This window comes from Pseudomonas sp. MWU12-2037 (assembly GCF_023242345.1).
Taxonomy (GTDB): Bacteria; Pseudomonadota; Gammaproteobacteria; order Pseudomonadales; family Pseudomonadaceae; genus Aquipseudomonas; species Aquipseudomonas gingeri_D.
Map to the genome: position 1 here is coordinate 1 of NZ_JALLIZ010000014.1, position 19,139 is coordinate 19,139.

Here is a 19,139-nt window from a genome sequence, read left to right on the forward strand (position 1 = left end):
TTTTGCGGTAGGTGGGGTTTATGGGGCGCTTACTTTTAAAGTTTTTTGAAGTTTATAATGATTAAATGGGAGTAACCCCGCAGTGCTGCATGACTGCATGAAAGAACCGGCGTTGGCCGGTTTTTTATGCCAGCACTAGTGGCGCTTAGTCTCGCTATTGAAGGTGCCGCATTGTGTTGGCAGCAGCTCTTTGTCGGTAGCTGGAAATCGTCAAATACGGAAGACCAGTATGAAAGTCCTCACAGATGATGAGATTAACGTTGAGTACGCTCACGTCAGGGCAGTAGACGAAGGGCGTGTGGGACCAGATAGAGCAAATTATCTTGCGTTAACGGACGCTGATTTTGAACTTCTCCTGTACAGCATCTATCGAGGGCGTGCATCTGAGTTGTCTTGGTACAGCAATGCTCGCTTGATGGTCACAGGAGCTGATCAAGGGCGGGATGTTTGGCTCACGAAGGATGAGCGGCCAGTTGGGCTTATTCAGTGCAAAAAGGTTAAGGCTGGTTTCACCCGGCCGGACACGCTCCGTGAGGTAATCAAGTTCCTTCTAAATGTCGTGCTTGAGCCGGCGCTTATGCCGGACCCGGCCGGTTTCCGATTTATTCTTGCTCTTGCTTCGGATCCTGCCAGCACTACAACCGATTTTTTCGATGCGCCACAGACTTGGCTAACTGCCAATGAAACAGAGCTTTTAGGTCTGGCTACCGACGTCATTAAAAAGTATGAAGCATTCTCGATGCTGAAGATCGAAACTGTCATGCCAGGCATCAGGACGGCTCTGAAGAACCTGAAATATGAGCTTCTTAGACCAGTCGACCTCGACGCGTTACTGGAGTGCATCCCTGCTGTCCGTCAGCGGTTTTTCAAAGTTCAACTTGTCGTGGCTGTGGAGGATGCCGAGGCCATGATTGAGGCTCGGTTCGCTGCAGTTGGCTTGGTCTCAAAGAGCAAACAAACATTCACCAGAGCTGATGTTGAGGAAGACATCACGCGCGGGTCGCGCGGTCTGGCCGACTGGCCTCAACTGATTTGGGGGCAGCATATAGAGCGACCAGAGTTCGACGATCTGATCCAGCGGATCAATCGGCATCCTGCAGGCTCCACGCTGGTCGTGGGAGGAGCAGGGACTGGGAAGTCAGCACTTCTCGCTGAGCTGTATTGTGCCCTCAAAGCCCGCGGCCAGATTGTGCTAGCGATAAAGGCCGACATGCTTAGCCCTAATATTGTGAATTTCGTCGACCTCGCTCACGATCTTGGTATGTCAGGTGATATCGAACAGGAGCTTCTCTCGCTGGCGGTTGAAGCCCCGGTTGTGCTGATCATTGATCAGCTTGACGCTGTCAGTGAAGTGATGGACCAGAGTTCACAGCGCATGCAGGTCTTACTTCGCCTTGCGTCTCGGCTACAGGAGGCAGAGAGTCAAGAGGGTAATAAACTTCCCATTCATGTCATCGTTTCTTCGCGACCATTTGAGGCGAAGTTCGACGCTCGATTTAGGTTGCTTGATGCGGATGAGTTACTACTTACTCTTCCTCCGTTCGAGCGGATATCCACACTGCTTGGTGAGCTCGGTATCGACTCCACTGTCGTGCCGGATAGTCTCAAAGAGGCGCTGCGTACACCTTTTGCTCTCGGTATATACGTCGATCTTGCCAAATCTGGCTTGAATCCTGCGGATTTTACGGCAGCAAACTTACTTGATCGATGGCTCGACAAAAAACTACCTGTAGGGCCCGCGCGTGCTTCGTGTCTGGCGTTCTTGCGCCAGCTCGCGGCTGACATGACGCAGTATGAGAGCCTCTGGCGGCCGGCCGCTTACTATGACCCGGACTACAGCGAGATGCTGCGTTGGGCCGAGTCGATTGGTATCGTCATCCGTGAAGACGCCAGCATTGGATTCAGTCATCAGTCATGGCTCGATGATTTCCAAGCTAAGACACTCCGAACCGTACAAGAGTTGGCTGATTACGCATGGAGTCGCCAGGAAGGGTTATTTGCGCGGGGAACAGTTTTGCGCGGCCTTGAGCATATGCGAAGGGTTGATATGGCTTCCTATGAGGTGTCTATTCGCTTGTTGCTACCAAACCCCAAGACACGCAGACATCTGCGCCATCTTGTGGCCGATTATTTGGCGAGTGCTGATGATCCGAGCGTAAGTGATATTGCTTGGGTCGATTGGATGGCGCGTAACGATCATGCACTTGCGAATCGGGCATTCAGGCAGGTAGCGATAAGATGGCCGTGCTGGAGGTCAGGGGTGCTGCCGCTCCTTCCTTTTCTTCTACAGGACGAAAAGCATCGCAGGAATGCGACCATGTTGCTCGTTCGAGAAGTTGCTGAGGACTCGAGCCAAGTTATGGATCTGGTCGACCGCTATTGGTCGGATACTTCACATGACGGAGACGTGTTTAGTCTCTTTGAGCGTTCTGGTATTGCGACCGACCGTGCAATCGCCCATGTCCGTACGATCTTTAATCGAACGACGTTGGCAGATTGGGCGATATCCCATTACGCCATGACTTTGCATGAGAACGGTAATACCCGCGTTGCTTTGGATCTCATCTCATTTTGGGCTGAGTTGCAGCCTGCGGATCGGCACAATGGCATCAAGGTGTATGGTGTTGAAAAGATTGCGGCAGCCGCACCGCTCTATTGTGCCGAACGACTCCTGCCTTGGTTTGTCGGGGTGGCATCGCGAGAGGTTGGTGATGGGCGCCCCGGGCATCGGTATCCGCAATCGATATCTGTTCCATACGATTGGAAATATGATTCTGGCGAGGGGCATTTGACGCAGCTTCTGCGGAGTGTGCTCGAAGAGTCAGCAGTTTCTGACCCGCCAGGTGTGCGCACCTTGCTTGCTACTGTTGTTGCTGTAGAAATTGACGAGGTCCAGTCGCTAGTGGCCGATACCCTGGCGGCGAACTCGGCTGTATTTGCTGAGTATGCGCTCGCGTTTCTCCTGGCCGATCAGCGGCGTCTTCATCTAGGTAGCGACACGTTCGACGATGAAAGAAGTGTCGGCCACGTGATCTGCGGTTGGTCGTCAAGCACACTGATTGCCCAGATCACTCCCTACCTCTCTCTCGCTAATATTGAGCGGATTCGCGATTACATCGAGGCTTGGGAGCCTTGGGGGGAAGAATTACAGGAAGAGCAAGATCCTGCCCATAGAAGGCAATTGCTCCGTTGGTCTGATGAGCGGAGGTTGCGTTTACTTGCCGAACTACCTGTGCACGTGCTGACGCCCCGTCGTCGTAGGCAAGTTGAGGAGTGGCAGGTCGAACAGCCCACGCTAAAAGCAAAGCGTGGCGGTCGGAGGATGGCGCAGTTCGTTGGATCACCCATGAGCCACGATCAGATGGCGAAAGCCAGTGACGATGCGATTATCAAAATGTTCGTTGCAGTAAACGACCATACTGGCCGTCATGAGCACCCGAAACACTGGCTGAAGGGCGGTGTTACTGAGTTGTCTCGGGCTTTTGCCGCGTTTGCGAAGTTGTTCCCAGATCGTGTTCTTCGTATCATTCCGCGTTTACAACCGGGTCTGCACGAGCAGGTTACGGGCGCCGCGATTAGGGAGTTGTCGGCGGTTGAGGCAGTTGACGCTCAGACACAAAAAACTTTGATTTGGGATGCCCAATCCCGTGGCTTTTCGTCGACTAGCTTTCGCCACGATGTTGCCAGCGCCATGGAGGTACTAGCTAAACGCCTGAAAGGTCTTGAGGGTCGTGACATCGAGTTGCTCAAGGGCTGGCTGCAGCGCGACCCCAATGTGCTGGCCGCAGAAACAGTACGTCATGCCGAGTTAAACAAATCCAATCGTGAGCGGAATGAGAAACCAGATCAACGCCCTGAGGCCATGCTATTCGGCCGGGGCGGCGGGATGCATTTTCTCCCTCAGCGCAATTTCACGCTGCTGTCAGCGATCGCAGCGGGATATCTCCATCGTGACGGCGTGGATTGTGATGGTTGGCTCGCGGAGTTGGAACTACACGTTACTCATCCTGAAGATCCCGAGGTTTGGAGTGCGATCCTAATGTTCAGGTCGCATGAACTTTGGTGGGCGGACGCGGCAAGAGTGGGCGAACTGATTGAGGCGATTTGGCGGAGGTTTCCAGCGGTATTTGAAGATGCAGCTGTAGTCCAGTCGTTGTGGCGCCTGCGCGTTCGCATGCATACGAGCGTACAGCAGGAGATTGTCAACTTCTGGCTCAGTCATAGCGATCATAAGCTTAGGCAGATTGGTGGTGAGTTCTCTGCTGCTAGCGTGATTGTCGATAGCGCTGCTTCTTGTGGGATGGGCGAGATAGTCGAAGCGGTGATGGCCGGGAATGATATTTCTGCCAGGTCTGGCGTGTTATTTGCGGCTGCAGCGGGGTGGGGTGAACTTGATCTCGATATTCGAAACCGCTCGCATGCCTACCTCATTTATGTCGCCAGCATTGTCAGTGGGTTCGAGGCTCATGCTCTATCTACAGCTGTAGATCGTGGCGAGCGATTACCTCCCGATGAGATGACGCGAGCCCTGCTGGCTTCTGTTGCAGTAAATATTGATCTGCTCAGAGAATCGATGGGGCTGCTGTTTGTACGCTCGCTTCAGCACCTGTTGCTTTATCCAGGCTTTGAAATGCTGGTGCTTGAAATCGCAGAGGCTGCAACTGAGCTTGCGCGTACATCGCCAGATAGGACCGTTGGAGGGTTGTACGACGGCGAATTTATAGGGCTTGTGATTGCACTTCAGCGTTCACCAATAGAGATCAAAACTCGTGCGATGACGATCTACGAGCGCCTGCTTGACGCTGAGGTTCACGGCGCAGAGGACGCTGCAGCATTTGCGCTGCGCCGTTAAGGCCCAAGCCTTATCCGCTCAACCCGTCCGCTTCCTGGCCTCCCACAGCTTGGATGAGACGATATCCCAATCGGTCGCCCGATTCGATTATGGGCTGATGTTCTCCGGATTCCGGTGTTGATGCGGCAGAAAGCGATCCTCAGGCATGTTTTTGATCAGCTCTATTTCTCCTGCTCTTCGGGGTATGGAGTCTGCGGCACAGGGCCCCAGCCCTCACGACCAATACCCTCCATCCAAGCAATGTTTTGCCCTTCGGTAGCAGCAAACTCTCCGCCGCGATGCATAATCGCTCGCATAACCGATTTTCTGGGGTGATCTTCATCTGCTTTAGCGGAGCTGCACAGTGCAGCCCAAGTGTATGCTCCAGGGGCGTCATGTCTGATACCAAGCCAACGATCCAGCAACTCGCTAGAGACATTATGTCGCCCTCCGTGGTGAGGGACTTGGAACATATCGATACCTGGAAGACTTAGGCCAGCATAAGGCGCATAGGCTGCCGCTTCGGTCAGAGCTTCACGTCCGGCATCACCTGTCAGGACGATGGTCTTCCCATTCACCTGCGCATACTGAACAACACTCATCTCATTTTCGGTGCTTGTTCCAGAAGAAGGAAAATACTCGTCGCCCCACGCAGATTTAACTAGATTTTCGATTGCCCGGAACGCCTTGGCGATGGCCTCAAATGATTCTGCAGCAACAGAAACTTCCGCTTCGGGTGTTTTATCCGATTCCACGATCAGGTCGAGATAACGAGCTTTGGTCGGCGCTAAGACCTGGAAAATTCCGATCGTGCTTCCCTGAAAGGGACTTTGAATAGGTATGCCTTTGCGAATTGCGATCTCTTCTAACGCTGCACTGGCGCTGTACACTGATCGAAGCTTGCGCTCAAGCGCATCTACGGACGTGTAAGTGGCAAATCTGTCTATCAATTCGCTGGCGTAAAGCCAAGGCCGATTGATCCAGAGCGTACCGACATCGCACTCTTCCAGTACTGCCCGCAGACCGTTTGCATGGTCAAGGTCTGGGTGTGTGAGGACTACGTTTTCAATCCGGGTAGTACCGTAAAATTGTCGGAGCTGCTCGATGACCTGAGCTCCAGTATCAATGTAGCCTCCATCCACTACGTGAACGCCGGCAACTCCATCTTTCTCGTAACGTATGGTGATTGCATCACCACTTTTCGAGGTCTCTACACCGATGAAATCGATCTCAATGTGCGACATGGCAGCTTCCTGCTTTGTGATGAGTATGCAGTTATAGGGACGCCTGGGAATGACGCTGTTGTGGGATGTTTCTTCAAGGTCACTCGGAGAACAGTGCTCAAACCTTCGCGAAAAAAAGCAAAGATCGAAGGCACGTCGCGTGGTCACCATATCGGCCAATACCACCAGGCCAGACATCGCCGCCAAGGTGCCTCGGAAGGCACCGATCCGTTCACAGCTCGAAGCATTTCCACGCGCCAAAAACGGAACAGAGTGGACTCACTTGACCTTTTCTTTCTTCGCGCGACCAGCCTTTGGCTTTACAGCCAAAACCTCACAAGCCGAAACAAGCATTCTGGCGTAGGAAAACGCTGCCGCTCTCACCGACTTTTCCGTGATAAATGTCGTCCAGATCAGCAGCATGACTAGCGACGCCCCAATGGACGTGACTTCGTTAACCGAAAAAAACGATTCGGGGGTCGTTGCTGCTTGATAACGAGATATCCACATCGAAGGGCCTTGGCGAATCGCGACCCAGAGCAAGCTGGCGATACACGAAGCAACGGCAATATTTCGAAGCCCTAAAGCATTTCTGCGGAACCCGTAAGAGATGTTGTCCTTGAACAATAGGTTGAATTTTTTGGTATCCCGCGTGGCACCACGCAACATCCCGCATGCCTCCGCATAAACTGCATCGGCTCTTTGCGGGTCTGATGCTTCATCAGCACTTGAGGGGAAGGATTTACCCATCAGTGTGGCAAGCTTGCCGTGATAACCTCGTAGCTCACCAAGTTCGAACGTCCCGTCGCGATGGCGCAATACTTGAGTACTGGGCGCCCCGCCCCATTTCCCCCACAACGCCTGCTCGTTTTCCTTTCCCCGGCTCCTGGCATAGTCTGAAAGCAGGTGAAGTAGCCCGAACGCAACCAGCAGCGATATGACTCCTGAAATCAGTCCGAGCTTATCCCCGTACAGTGCCATCGCCGTCACAATAATAGGTGACAGCGCCAGCAGAGCAGGGTAAAGACGGGCCTGGCGTTCATAAGGGTCAGAAAACTGATTGATGGCTTTGGCAAAGCCTGAGACGCTGGCTCCTTCACTCATTCTTCGATTTCCTCATAGAACGGCTCGTAGCTAACCGGCCCCCATCCTTCACGCTTAACCGCGCCATGAGAGCGGTGACAAATATGCTGTCCTTTTGTTTTAACCACCTTGAAACCCCGACTAACAAATGCATTTGTCACGGCTTTCTTGGGATGACGTGGTGCCAAAGCTCCCGCCGATACAAACGCCGTACGAACAGGTTTTTCGGGGGCTGTTTCTAGCGGCTTGCCTACCAGCAGGTTCAATGTTTCAGTCGATACATTATGGCGACCTCCATGGTGAGGGATCTGGGCGAAGGTCACACGTGTTGGCAGATCAATGCCATTTTCAGAGGCAAAGGTCGCAGCAGCCCGCAGCGATTCGATGCCTGCGTCCCCAGTGAGCAGATACCCCTTTTCACCGATCACCGCGAAGAGGATCGCACTACTTTCGTTTTCTGCTGAAGTGATCACCGTTTCAGGTAGATATTCGATACCCCATTTCGCAGCTACATAACCTGCAACGCCTTTGACTGCATCGAACACAGAGGCCACAGCACTCTGGTTTTCTTTGAGCTCTGGAGACTTCTCGAATGCCGGAACCAAGTCATGCACGTATCGGTACTTCCCAGGTGACAGGACTGTGAAGATCCCGATCTGGTCTCCCGCAAACGGCTCCCGGATTGTAATGTCCCGTTTCAATGCGGCCTCTTCCAACGCGTAGGCAGCCGACATTTTCTGTTTCAGTCGCTGTGCCAGGCTTTCATCGGTCATTCTGCCGTCGTGGAAATACTCTCGAATCTGATCGCTGTACTCCCAAGGGCGATGCATCCACAGCTCTCCAACCGTGAGGGTTTCCAAGATATGCAGCAGCCCTCCAGCATGGTCATTATCCGGGTGAGAATTGACGACATAGTCGACATAGCTGGTTTGGAAGTGCTCTTGGATATGCTTGACCAGCTCCGCACCATAAGCTTGCGTACCACCGTCATAAATCATCACTTTATATCCGCCGTTTTCTCGCCAGCGAATCGCAATCGCATCGCCGCTATGCTCGCCCTTCCCCACCGGAAGAAAGTCAATCTCAATGCTATCTGCCATGCCGCGCTCCCCGAGTATTGTTTCATTGAGCTTTCGCAGCCCTAAATTGTTGTGGGTGCCCACCGGAACTCCGGTACTGCAAGAGCCAAAAGCAGCCATTGGCCACTACTTATCAGTCAATTTTGGGATGGATCCAATTTCTTCAAGGGGAAGCGAGTAATTTATTTCACGACCGGTGACGCAGGATGCGAAGGCAGATCCGCCAGACTGTAGTAGCGATGCCTACCTTGCGTGTGCAGCCTTAAGCAGGTACACCACACCGCCATAGACGTGAACCGTCGCCAGGTTCCGAAGCACTCGGCAACCTCCTCCGCCTGCTTCCAGACACCGCGGTTGAAGGTACCCACCTGCGGGACAATATTGGTCATGTAGTTGGCTCGTCGAATGTAGCTCTCGTTGTAATCCATGTGATTGGAGGCCACGAGGTGCCCCCGATCCCAGACGCTGACACTGGAGTAAGTCGCTGCGCTGGACTGCTGACCAAAGCCACTGGGCAGATCCGGATCCAGACGAAACGACGAAGGACGCGGTACCGAACCGGTATCGACTGTCAGCACATACTGATAACGCAACGCGGTGTGGTTCGTGCAGTCAGCCGCTCCACCTCCAGAGCCCGCTCAATAAAGGCCAGCCCACCGTGCAGGCCGTTCTCCGTCAGATGCCCTGCCAGCGCGACGATCCCCCCACGAGCCGGCCAAGGGCGAAACAAGCAGTGAATACGAAGGAACCGCTCATCTCGGGTTTCCTGCCAGAGGTCATTGAGAATCGCCGCACCCGTATCTCGTCATACAGAGGGTTGCGGTTCACGTGGGGGTCGTATTCATAGGCCCGTAGCTCGTCCAACGTCACAATCATCGGGGTGTCGACAACGGGATCAAGCAATCGCACTGTCACCAAAGCAGCCCCCAATGATGCTAATATGACATCAGCGCCCCCTTTAAAATGGAATTTCCCTTGTACGTTAACAACTCACCCTCCGCGTGTGTTCTGGTGGTACGCATTCTGTTCGCCATCTTTGTAGTCCTCGCAATCACAGCGTGCAATTCCAATTCTTCTACAAACTCAACACCGACACCTGAGTCTCAATTAGCTCCGGCATCACATATCGAGGAAGAGCTGGTTCCTACAGAGGGCTTCTCCAGTTGCCTTATGCAGACCGATGATTTCGCGCTACTTCGTGATATCGAACAACACCGTGTGATTCCGGATAGTGGGAGCAGTCTGCAGGGTGGGCGCCAACCACTCTCGATCCTCGACATGAACGAATGGAATACAGCCGTCGCAAGGCTAGAGCACCAACCAGTTCCTTTAGTTATCGACACAATGGATGTCAGACCGGTATTTGTTGCCGTATTCGACGGTACTTGGAACGATCGAGACGACAGCGATATCCCCATTACCGTGCCGGGTGTGCTGTCACGCGAGCTAGAAGCTAGCCAAACTGCTACCCAAGGTCTTCAAGTCAAGTACTACCATGGTGTCGGAACACGGGTATCGAAACTACGCCACTGGTGGGAGGGGGCTACAGGCAGTGGTACACGAGAGCGAGCAGAGCAAGCATTTACTGACCTACAAGCATTTATCCAACACGAAGGTAAGACACCGCATGTTTATGCCATCGGTTTCAGTAGGGGAGCAGCCTCTGCGCGGCATTTTCTGAACCTGGTCGAACCGCTGCTACAGGAGTCCTCTACTGATAATTTCTACAATCGAGGCCGTAGCTTTGCTCTGTTGTTTGACACTGTAGCAACTGGACAGTTAGATCACCTGCAACTGGGCATCCCCTCCTCTACCGCCTACTCCATCCACTTTGTCGCCACGCATGAGCGGCGACTCTCATTTCCGGTAGTACTGTCACTACCGGCCAAATCCGACGCAGCTCCTGGCCAACGGATCGTCGAAGTGCAGTTACCGGCCGCACACAGTGACCTTGGCGGTGGCTACGGTAACGGGCTTGAATCGCTGTCATTAAGCATGGCTAGACACCTACTAGTACTCCAAGGTTTTGTATTAGTAGAGCAGAAGGTCGATCAGCAAGCCGTACTAAACATGGGGCGGCATAACTCGGACTGGCCTGGAACCGCAGTGGGCAACTCTCTGCGAAGGCTGGGAGGGGCAATCGGCAGAGAGCATATAGAACCAAAGCTCTCTAGCGCCCACGATGCTACCGAAAATCCGATCATGGCAAAACTCGAAGAGCTCATGCGCGAAGTATCAGCCAGCAAAGCGGAACTTAAGCGACTAGAAGAACGCTATCCTGACGGCCCCGCTATCTTCGAAGGACTAAGTATCCAATTACAACAGCAAGGTAACGGCCTTGTGCTAACTACCAACTGCCCGCAACACGTTGCATTTGATCGGCGCTCACACTGGCTACTACTTGATGGAGAACGCTACCTAAAGCTAGCCGAACACACACTTAAAGGTGTCGAAGCTGGTCATGGAATTATTTTGACCATCGACAGGCAAAACCCAAAAAATTTTAGGCCGCTAGTAACCCAATAAATTTTAGACAATAAATACTTTACACACTCTACCCCAATGCAATTCGGGCCTTTACCATTTTATCGACACTACATGAGAGTCACACCGTGCAGAATAATCTAAGACACGAATTCTCAAAAATCATCGAGAAGAATATAAAACGCATCCTGACGTACTGGACGCAAATCACAGTAACACTTGGGCTATTTGCAACAAGCCTTGGATTCCTAACACTATATGCTTACACTCGCATAATAGGCCGCACAGACCTTTTTATGCCGGCAATCGATGTCAAATCCGCACTAATCGTCTGGCCAATCATGGTCATGATATTAACTGTATCTTACATATTTGTCTTCAGCGCCACAACTTGGATGTACGGATGTTCAATATCACTATTCAAGTACAACCAAGAGGACCAACATAAAATATCACTCATACTACTCGTGCCAACGATAATAGGTTTTGGTGCTTTTGTCTGGACCGTATTCCTTTCACCGGACCTATTAAATTCTAACATTTCGTTCCTAGCACTATTAGCAATCACATTTACTTCCTGCCTTGCGACATACAAGTTTACAGTACTTAAAACCCTAATCAAGAAAAACCTAACCCTAAGCCGTAAATCGAGGTCTCAGAAAGCATCACTACCTATACAAAATCAAAAAAATACTTTAAAAAAATACAAATTTAGACGTCGCATAAAAAATTCACCAAAACGCATCCTAAATATTCTCAAGAAAAAAAGAAGGTACGCTAAAAAGAAATACTCAAAATATTTATTCACAATCTTATGCTGCTTCCTAAAAAACAAACTCCAACAAAACCCAAGAAAGCTCCGATCTCATGAGGAGTATTTTTTTGCAGTACTTTTATCACTTTTCATTTCGCTCACTGTTAGTTTCGCAGTTTTTCCTACGCTACTTACCATACGTGCATACCTAGGAGAGGAGACACCAGAAGCCGCTAGCTACATTGCAGGAATATCAATATTCACATTAACACTCACGCTCGTACCTGCAATCATTTTTTACCGACTCAAAGAAGATATCTACAAGAGAACACTATATGGCTGCACAGCTACAATTTTAGTGTTTTGTATATTCTCCGTAGTAATGCCAGGTGCAATCGGGCAGATCACCTATATCGCGGCTAAAAACCTAGCAATCAGACAAACCTCCATTGATCGCTACGTTCTCAGAGAAGAGTTTGAGTTGCGAGATCTAGATGGACAAATGTGGAAAACTCGCCACCTAGCCAAAGATAAAATTGAAATTGAGGCTTTTCAACTATTCTCTTTTGGTGACATACTCCTATTATGCCCGAAGCAAATAAAACCACTTGAACTCAAACAACTTAGGCACTACACCACTTATTGCATCAGCACCCTCAACAGCAAAGTGATACGAAAACCCAAGCTACCAACCTTTGCAAAAAAGCATATAAAAATTTTGAATTGCGCAGACCCCGCTTGGCACATCGCAGGCGACTGGTCAGGCTGGGAAGACCAGAAAAAACGCCTAACCTCCGATTAATTTTTTATTAAAATCCCTATTACTGGCCGAATGCCAGAAGGCCAAGATGACGGTCCGTGAATTGGTAGCCCCTCAGGCGAGTTTGAGGGGCGATAGTCGGACCTGCTCTCGAGAGCTATTCCAGATCAAATCCAATAGGCCCCGTTTCAATTATCCACTTATCACCAAGTCCGTCAGGTTTTAGCCGGTGACTGCCTCGCATGTCCTGATGAATGTGAAGCCAGTATCCGGAATCATCGACTTTCGCAACAATCTCGACTACAAACCGACTAGCATCTTCAACTGACCACTTCATTTCCTTGGCCATCTTGGCATTGTTGCTTGGGGTTCTAGGGATCATAGCGAATACCTTTCAAAGAAATGGTATTGATAGCTTAGCTCAACCCAACAAAACACCACCTACCATTTGTCGCCCGGACCGCCCTCTCTTTCCTCATTTTCTACACGGCCAACTGTACTTATCTGTAGAGCCAGCCATCAGCTCAAATCAATCTCATGCTAACCGCCGAGCACCTGATACTCCCCAGCACCAAACAGCATCAGAACCTAATCTGCCACCCCAAAAGGACAGCCCAACACACAAAGAAAGCTTGGTGTCAGCAACAGAATCACACAACCAGGCCTGCGGGCCTTGAAACGATGAAGACCCAGCAATCAGACCACCAGCACCTCAGCCTTACTTTCAACAGATGGAGTCGACCGCAAAAATGGAATCCATGCTGAAAGAACGACCTCAAGCGTAGAGAAATCAAAATACTCAAAATCGGATTCATCATGCTGATAGTATATTTTCACAGCTTCCCTAGAGATATCCGCTCTCCAGACTTCTCCTTCCCATGTACAAGAATCTGAGACTCTGTTCCTGACATCAACAACATCCTGCAGTAGGTCGTCCAGCATCCACAGATGATGATTAAGGCCACATCCCCCGTCGTCTCCCAACAATTGGCACAACATATTTTTTTGACCATGGGCTCCTTCGACATAGGCGTAAGGCTTCAGCAGATCACGAGAACCTCCTAAAACAAACCACGCGAACAAAAACTTCATACCACCCGCCCCAAAATAATAAAAAATAGATAACTTCTTTATTTCGTCACTCGATCCGAGCCAATCAGCGAGCCGGGCACTTTTGCCCCGAGGGCGCCTTAGCCTGAATCAGGCTAGGAAGCACGAGGCCCTGCTTACCAAAGCTCACCAACTCATAAACCGCAAAAGGGCATTTCACCTGAGTCGTGCCATCGCTGGAGGTGACGTTCTTGATGCCGAGGTAGACCTCATAGTTCTTGCCCTTTTCAAAGGTAAAAACACCGGCCTGCTCCGAACACTGCATATAGCTACTGCCATAGCTGCCCGCCTGCAGCGTCTGTAGCACCAGTACAAATGGCTTGCCCGCAGGCACCCGATACTCGGCCACCATCTCCGAATAACTGCCTTCAGCCATGCTCGTCGCGCCTAGGTAGTCACTCAGCTTCGGCGCAAAGCGGGCGGGCATATCCAACTTCGGCGGTACCACGGGCGACTGCGGATAATTGATTGCCGGCAGATGATCACCATAAAAGCGCCCTGCCTTGGCCAGGCCCTGCTCATTCCCCACACAACCGTCGTACACACCGCCCCGCACTTCACCATTGGTGATTACGCGAAGCTGAGCAGTGTCAGTACCCGGGGCGGGCTCAACATAAGGCACCCAGGGCCGCGAGCCGCAGGCAGTGAGCAGTATCAGGCTGGCATACAGCGGAACTTGCTTCAGGAACATGAGATTGTCCCCTCGCATACAACAAAGACGGCATGAAGCTGCGCCAGACAGGCAATGTGCATAGATCCCTCTACAGATGTTTCAGGTGGGCGGGCGTTAAAAGTGACGCACATAAAAAAGCCCAACCTTCACAGATTGGGCTCTTTCAAAAATATGGTCGGGACGGAGTGATTCGAACACTCGACCCCTAGCACCCCATGCTAGTGCGCTACCGGACTGCGCTACGCCCCGACTAGGCGTGAAACTGGGTTTTGCTTCTTGTGGAAGCGAGGAGAAATATACCGCAAGCTTTTGAAATGTCAAAGTATTTTAAAACCTTGAATCACTTCTTCAGCACCACCAGCACATCCTCCAGCTCGGAGATCATCTGGCGGATCAGTTGCTTGTACTGGGTGCTGTCATCCTTGGCCTCATCGCCGGAGAGACGCAGACGCGCCCCGCCGATGGTGAACCCCTGGTCGTACAGCAACGCGCGAATCTGCCGGATCATCAGCACGTCATGGCGCTGATAATACCGGCGATTGCCACCACGCTTGGCGGGGTTGAGTTGAGGAAACTCCTGTTCCCAGTAACGCAGCACGTGCGGTTTTACCGCACACAGCTCGCTGACTTCACCAATGGTGAAGTAACGTTTGCCTGGGATCGGCGGAAGCTCGTCGTTATGACTTGGTTCCAGCATAGGCCTCAACTCGGGCTTTCAACTTCTGCCCTGGACGAAAGGTGACCACACGGCGAGCCGTGATCGGGATTTCTTCTCCCGTTTTTGGATTGCGGCCAGGCCGCTGGCGTTTGTCCCGCAAGTCAAAATTGCCGAAACCCGACAGTTTGACCTGCTCGTTGTCTTCGAGAGCGTGTCTGATTTCTTCAAAAAACAGTTCGACCAATTCCTTGGCCTCCCGTTTGTTCAGACCCAGCTCCTCGTAGAGACGTTCCGCCATTTCAGCTTTCGTCAGAGCCCCCATACGTCACTTCCTTAACGTGGCGTTCAACCTGGTTTCGAGCGAGGTGAGGATATTTTGCGTCGTGGAATTCACCTCATCGTCATTAAGAGTGCGCGATGGATGCTGCCAGGTCAAGCCAACTGCAAGGCTTTTTCTATGCGGATCAATGCCTTTACCCTCATAGACGTCAAAGAGCCTGAGCTCTGTGAGCCATTCGCCTGCATTTTCACGGATTACGTCCAGCACGGCACTGGAGGCCACACCCTTGTCCGCCAGCAACGCCAGGTCACGACGCACTTCAGGAAAGCGCGACAGCTCGCTGAATTTAGGCATTTTTCCCAACGCCACTTCAGCCAATACCAGCTCGAAAACGAAAACCGGACGGTCGAGACCGAGGGTTTTCGACAATTCGGGGTGGATTGCGCCGATGAAACCGACCAGACGCCCTTCCCGCTCGATGCGCGCGGTCTGACCCGGGTGCAACGCAGGGTGTTTGCCCGGCACAAACGTGAACGAATCCAGCGCACCGGCAAAGCCCAGCAGCGCTTCCACGTCAGCCTTGACGTCGAAGAAGTCGACGGTGTCGCGACCCTGTGCCCAGCCTTCCGGCAGACGGCTGCCGCACACCACGCCAGCCAGCATCGGCTCTTGCTTCAAACCTTCCAGCTGACCGACAAAACGCAGGCCGCTTTCGAACAGACGCACGCGATCCTGCTGACGGTTCAGGTTGTGCTGCAACGCCTTGACCAGACCCGGCCACAGGGACGAGCGCATGGCCGCCATGTCGTTGGAGATCGGGTTGGCCAACAGCAACGGCTCAACGCCCGGGTTGAACAGTTCGAACTGCTTCGGATCGATGAAGCTGTAGGTGATCGCTTCCTGGTAACCACGGGCCACCAGCAGGCGACGCAGCTCAGGCAGGTCGCTACGGGCTTCAGCCTTGGCTTGTGGCGCCAGGCGAGCTTGCGGGTAACGAACCGGCAGACGGTTGTAGCCGTACAGGCGCGCCAGCTCTTCGATCAGGTCGACTTCCAGGCTGATATCGAAGCGATGGCTTGGCACTTCTACCTGCCACTGCCCTGCTCCGCTGGCAACAATACCCAGGCCCAGGCCGGACAACAGGCGCTCGACCTGCGGTGCGTCCATTTCCATGCCCAACATCTGGGTGATGCGTTCGGCACGCAGGGTCACCGGAGCAATGGAAGGCAGGTGCGCTTCGCTGACGGTTTCGATGATCGGGCCGGCTTCGCCACCGGTGATTTCCAGCAGCAGGCCAGTGGCGCGCTCCATGGCTTCACGGGCCAGTTGCCAGTCCACGCCACGCTCGTAGCGGTGCGAGGCATCGGTGTGCAGGCCGTAGGAACGGGCCTTGCCAGCGACGGCGATCTGATCGAAGAACGCGCTTTCGAGGAAGATGTCACGGGTAGTCGCGGTGTTGACGCCGCTGTGCTCGCCCCCCATCACGCCGGCAATCGCCAGGGCGCGGGTGTGGTCGGCAATCACCAGGGTATCGCTACGCAGGGTGACTTCCTGGCCATCGAGCAGCACCAGCTTCTCGCCCTCTTCAGCCATGCGCACGCGGATGCCGCCATTGATCTCGGAGAGATCGAAAGCGTGCAGCGGCTGGCCCAGCTCGATCATCACGTAGTTGGTGATGTCGACGGCGGCGTCGATGCTGCGTACGTCGGAACGACGCAGGCGCTCAACCATCCACAGTGGCGTCGGCTTCGACAGGTCGACGTTACGGATCACACGGCCCAGGTAACGCGGGCAGGCTGCCGGCGCCAGGACTTCGATCGAACGGACTTCGTCGTGTACAGCAGGTACAGCCGGCACTACCGGACGGACGACCGGAGCGGCATACAGCGCGCCAACTTCACGGGCCAGGCCGGCCAGGGACAGGCAGTCGCCACGGTTCGGGGTCAGGTCGACCTCGATGCTGGCATCGTCCAGGCTCAGGTAGACACGAATGTCTTCGCCAACCGGCGCATCGGCCGCCAACTCCATCAGGCCGTCATTGCCTTCACCGACCTGCAGCTCGGCTTGCGAGCAGAGCATGCCGTTGGACTCGACGCCGCGCAGCTTGGCTTTCTTGATCTTGAAGTCGCCCGGCAGTTCGGCACCGATCATCGCGAACGGGATCTTCAGGCCCGGGCGCACATTCGGCGCGCCGCAGACCACCTGGAAGGTCTCCGAACCATTGCTGACCTGGCACACACGCAGCTTGTCGGCATCCGGGTGCTGTTCGGTGCTGAGGACTTCACCGACAACCACACCACTGAACGCGCCGGCGGCCGGCGTGACGCTATCGACCTCAAGACCGGCCATGGACAGACGAGCGACCAGCTCGTCGCGGCTCACTTGCGGGCTTACCCAGCCACGCAGCCATTGTTCACTGAATTTCATCCTGCTCTCCTAATAGATTCGTGGCTGTGACCTAGCGAAATTGCGCGAGGAACCGCAAGTCGTTGTCGAAGAACAGGCGCAAGTCGTTCACGCCGTAACGCAGCATGGCCAGGCGTTCAACGCCCATGCCGAAGGCAAAGCCCTGGAACTCTTCCGGGTCGATCCCGGACATGCGCAGCACGTTCGGGTGAACCATGCCGCAGCCCATGACTTCCAGCCAGCCGGTCTGTTTGCAGACGCGGCAGCCTTTACCGCTGCACATCACGCATTCCATGTCGACTTCAGCGGACGGCTCGGTGAACGGGAAGTAGGAAGGACGGAAACGCACCGCCAGTTCCTTCTCGAAGAACACCCGCAGGAATTCTTCGATGGTGCCTTTCAGGTCGGCGAAGTTGATGTCGCGATCAACCAGCAGGCCTTCGACCTGGTGGAACATCGGCGAGTGGGTGATATCCGAGTCGCTACGGTACACACGGCCTGGGCAGACGATGCGGATCGGCGGCTTTTTCGATTCCATGGTGCGGACCTGTACCGGCGAGGTATGGGTGCGCAGCAACATGTTGGCATTGAAATAGAAGGTGTCATGCATCGACCGGGCCGGGTGATGGCCTGGGATGTTGAGCGCTTCGAAGTTGTGGTAATCGTCTTCCACCTCGGGACCTTCGGCGATGCCGTAGCCGATGTGGGTGAAAAATTGTTCGACACGTTCCAGAGTCCGGGTGACCGGATGCAAACCACCGGAAGTCTGGCCGCGGCCAGGCAGGGTCACGTCAATGGACTCGGCCGCGAGCTTGGTGGCCAGGTCGGCCTCCTCGAACGACGCCTTGCGCGCATTGAGAACCTCTGTGACACGCTCCTTGGCGACGTTGATCAGCGCGCCGACTTGCGGACGCTCTTCTGCCGGCAAGCTGCCCAGGGTCTTCATCACCTGAGTCAATTCACCTTTCTTGCCAAGGTACTGAACCCGGATTTGCTCCAGGGCATTGATATCTTCAGCGCTTTGCACAGCCTCGAGAGCTTGAGAGACCAGCGCGTCCAGGTTTTCCATGTACAGACTCCAGATACGAAATAGGGGAAGAGCTTAAAGGCTCTTCCCCTATTTATGACGTTTGACACCGAGCCCCGCAAAAACGAAACCCGGTGATTGTCGGGGGGTACTTAAGCCAAGGTGGCTTTAGCTTTCTCGACAATCGCAGCAAACACCGCTTTTTCGTTCACAGCCAGATCAGCCAGAACCTTACGGTCGATTTCGATCGACGCTTTTTTCAGGCCAGCGATGAAACGGCTGTAGGACAGACCGTTGATACGCGCACCAGCGTTGATACGAGCGATCCACAGAGCGCGGAACTGACGTTTTTTCTGACGACGGTCGCGGTAGGCGTATTGGCCTGCCTTGATGACCGCTTGCTTGGCAACACGGAATACGCGCGAGCGAGCGCCGTAGTAGCCTTTTGCAAGTTTCAGAATCTTTTTGTGACGCTTACGGGCAATGACGCCACGCTTTACACGAGCCATGAGTTACTTCCTCTATTCAACCAAAAATTAACGAAGGCGCAGCATGCGCTCGACTTTTGCCACGTCAGACGGATGCAGCAAGCTGCTACCGCGCAGTTGACGCTTACGCTTGGTCGACATTTTGGTCAGGATGTGGCTCTTGAAAGCGTGCTTGTGCTTGATGCCGTTAGCAGTTTTCAGAAACCGCTTGGCAGCACCACTTTTAGTTTTCATCTTTGGCATGTTCGGATACTCCGCATTCAGTTGATAAACATAACCGCAA

Annotated in this window: 14 protein-coding genes, 1 tRNA gene and 1 pseudogene; 3 read left to right on the plus strand and 13 right to left on the minus strand. The window is 53.3% G+C overall.

Annotated elements, in window-relative coordinates:
- The first annotated feature begins 229 nt into the window (after nucleotides 1–229).
- Nucleotides 230–4,852 (plus strand): ATP-binding protein, encoded by a 4,623-nt coding sequence (locus M5B42_RS22480; RefSeq protein WP_248747066.1) that lies wholly within the window; start codon nucleotides 230–232, stop codon nucleotides 4,850–4,852.
- Between the two features lie 161 nt (nucleotides 4,853–5,013).
- On the opposite strand, the gene M5B42_RS22485 is transcribed toward M5B42_RS22480, so the two are convergent.
- From M5B42_RS22485 to M5B42_RS22500, 4 genes and pseudogenes are all read right to left on the minus strand, one after another.
- Nucleotides 5,014–6,075, minus strand: a complete 1,062-nt coding sequence (locus tag M5B42_RS22485) for an MBL fold metallo-hydrolase (protein WP_248747067.1) — start codon at nucleotides 6,073–6,075, stop codon at nucleotides 5,014–5,016.
- Nucleotides 6,076–6,333: 258 nt separating this feature from the next.
- The gene (locus M5B42_RS22490) at nucleotides 6,334–7,158 is read right to left on the minus strand and encodes a hypothetical protein (protein ID WP_248747068.1); all 825 of its coding nucleotides are present in this window, start codon (nucleotides 7,156–7,158) and stop codon (nucleotides 6,334–6,336) included.
- The gene (locus tag M5B42_RS22495) at nucleotides 7,155–8,300 is read right to left on the minus strand and encodes an MBL fold metallo-hydrolase (protein WP_248747069.1); all 1,146 of its coding nucleotides are present in this window, start codon (nucleotides 8,298–8,300) and stop codon (nucleotides 7,155–7,157) included. The genes M5B42_RS22490 and M5B42_RS22495 overlap by 4 nt, the downstream gene beginning before the upstream one ends.
- A 532-nt stretch (nucleotides 8,301–8,832) precedes the next feature.
- A pseudogene (locus M5B42_RS22500) lies at nucleotides 8,833–9,119 on the minus strand (hypothetical protein); the annotation flags it as partial.
- Nucleotides 9,120–9,191: 72 nt separating this feature from the next.
- Between M5B42_RS22500 and M5B42_RS22505 the strand changes: the two are divergent.
- Both M5B42_RS22505 and M5B42_RS22510 read left to right on the plus strand, forming a co-directional pair.
- Entirely contained in the window at nucleotides 9,192–10,742 is a 1,551-nt protein-coding gene (locus M5B42_RS22505; protein ID WP_248747070.1) for a DUF2235 domain-containing protein, read from the plus strand.
- 86 nt (nucleotides 10,743–10,828) lie between these two features.
- Complete coding sequence (locus M5B42_RS22510) at nucleotides 10,829–12,256, plus strand: hypothetical protein (protein ID WP_248747071.1); 1,428 nt, start codon at nucleotides 10,829–10,831, stop codon at nucleotides 12,254–12,256.
- Nucleotides 12,257–12,910: 654 nt separating this feature from the next.
- Here the strand turns inward: M5B42_RS22510 and M5B42_RS22515 are convergent.
- The 9 genes from M5B42_RS22515 to rpmI form a co-directional block, all read right to left on the minus strand.
- Nucleotides 12,911–13,306 (minus strand): hypothetical protein, encoded by a 396-nt coding sequence (locus M5B42_RS22515; RefSeq protein WP_248747072.1) that lies wholly within the window; start codon nucleotides 13,304–13,306, stop codon nucleotides 12,911–12,913.
- Between the two features lie 64 nt (nucleotides 13,307–13,370).
- Nucleotides 13,371–14,015: an amidase gene (locus tag M5B42_RS22520; protein WP_248747073.1), complete on the minus strand. Its 645-nt coding sequence runs from the start codon at nucleotides 14,013–14,015 to the stop codon at nucleotides 13,371–13,373.
- Between the two features lie 154 nt (nucleotides 14,016–14,169).
- A tRNA-Pro gene (locus tag M5B42_RS22525) sits at nucleotides 14,170–14,246 on the minus strand.
- Nucleotides 14,247–14,337: 91 nt separating this feature from the next.
- Nucleotides 14,338–14,694 (minus strand): MerR family transcriptional regulator, encoded by a 357-nt coding sequence (locus tag M5B42_RS22530; protein ID WP_017128239.1) that lies wholly within the window; start codon nucleotides 14,692–14,694, stop codon nucleotides 14,338–14,340.
- Nucleotides 14,675–14,977: an integration host factor subunit alpha gene (gene ihfA / locus M5B42_RS22535; RefSeq protein ID WP_002553164.1), complete on the minus strand. Its 303-nt coding sequence runs from the start codon at nucleotides 14,975–14,977 to the stop codon at nucleotides 14,675–14,677. Before ihfA ends, M5B42_RS22530 begins: the two co-directional genes overlap by 20 nt.
- Before the next feature lie 3 nt (nucleotides 14,978–14,980).
- On the minus strand, nucleotides 14,981–17,362 hold the full coding sequence (pheT, locus tag M5B42_RS22540) for a phenylalanine--tRNA ligase subunit beta (RefSeq protein WP_103496467.1): 2,382 nt from the start codon (nucleotides 17,360–17,362) through the stop codon (nucleotides 14,981–14,983).
- 31 nt (nucleotides 17,363–17,393) lie between these two features.
- A complete protein-coding gene (gene pheS / locus M5B42_RS22545; protein WP_103496466.1) occupies nucleotides 17,394–18,410 on the minus strand; it encodes a phenylalanine--tRNA ligase subunit alpha in 1,017 nt (338 codons plus the stop codon).
- 110 nt (nucleotides 18,411–18,520) lie between these two features.
- On the minus strand, nucleotides 18,521–18,877 hold the full coding sequence (gene rplT, locus M5B42_RS22550; protein ID WP_100940175.1) for a 50S ribosomal protein L20: 357 nt from the start codon (nucleotides 18,875–18,877) through the stop codon (nucleotides 18,521–18,523).
- 27 nt (nucleotides 18,878–18,904) lie between these two features.
- Nucleotides 18,905–19,099, minus strand: coding sequence for a 50S ribosomal protein L35 (rpmI, locus tag M5B42_RS22555; protein ID WP_002553160.1), 195 nt, complete (start codon nucleotides 19,097–19,099; stop codon nucleotides 18,905–18,907).
- Between the last annotated feature and the right edge of the window lie 40 nt (nucleotides 19,100–19,139).

Excerpts from the sequence above, each read along its gene's own strand:
- M5B42_RS22515 (WP_248747072.1), bottom strand. The coding sequence starts at position 13,306 with ATGAAGTTTTTGTTCGCGTGGTTTGTTTTAGGAGGTTCTCGTGATCTG.
- M5B42_RS22480 (WP_248747066.1), top strand. The coding sequence starts at position 230 with ATGAAAGTCCTCACAGATGATGAGATTAACGTTGAGTACGCTCACGTC.
- ihfA (WP_002553164.1), bottom strand. The coding sequence starts at position 14,977 with ATGGGGGCTCTGACGAAAGCTGAAATGGCGGAACGTCTCTACGAGGAG.
- pheS (WP_103496466.1), bottom strand. The coding sequence starts at position 18,410 with ATGGAAAACCTGGACGCGCTGGTCTCTCAAGCTCTCGAGGCTGTGCAA.
- M5B42_RS22530 (WP_017128239.1), bottom strand. The coding sequence starts at position 14,694 with ATGCTGGAACCAAGTCATAACGACGAGCTTCCGCCGATCCCAGGCAAA.
- rplT (WP_100940175.1), bottom strand. The coding sequence starts at position 18,877 with ATGGCTCGTGTAAAGCGTGGCGTCATTGCCCGTAAGCGTCACAAAAAG.
- pheT (WP_103496467.1), bottom strand. The coding sequence starts at position 17,362 with ATGAAATTCAGTGAACAATGGCTGCGTGGCTGGGTAAGCCCGCAAGTG.
- M5B42_RS22520 (WP_248747073.1), bottom strand. The coding sequence starts at position 14,015 with ATGTTCCTGAAGCAAGTTCCGCTGTATGCCAGCCTGATACTGCTCACT.
- rpmI (WP_002553160.1), bottom strand. The coding sequence starts at position 19,099 with ATGCCAAAGATGAAAACTAAAAGTGGTGCTGCCAAGCGGTTTCTGAAA.
- M5B42_RS22490 (WP_248747068.1), bottom strand. The coding sequence starts at position 7,158 with ATGAGTGAAGGAGCCAGCGTCTCAGGCTTTGCCAAAGCCATCAATCAG.
- M5B42_RS22485 (WP_248747067.1), bottom strand. The coding sequence starts at position 6,075 with ATGTCGCACATTGAGATCGATTTCATCGGTGTAGAGACCTCGAAAAGT.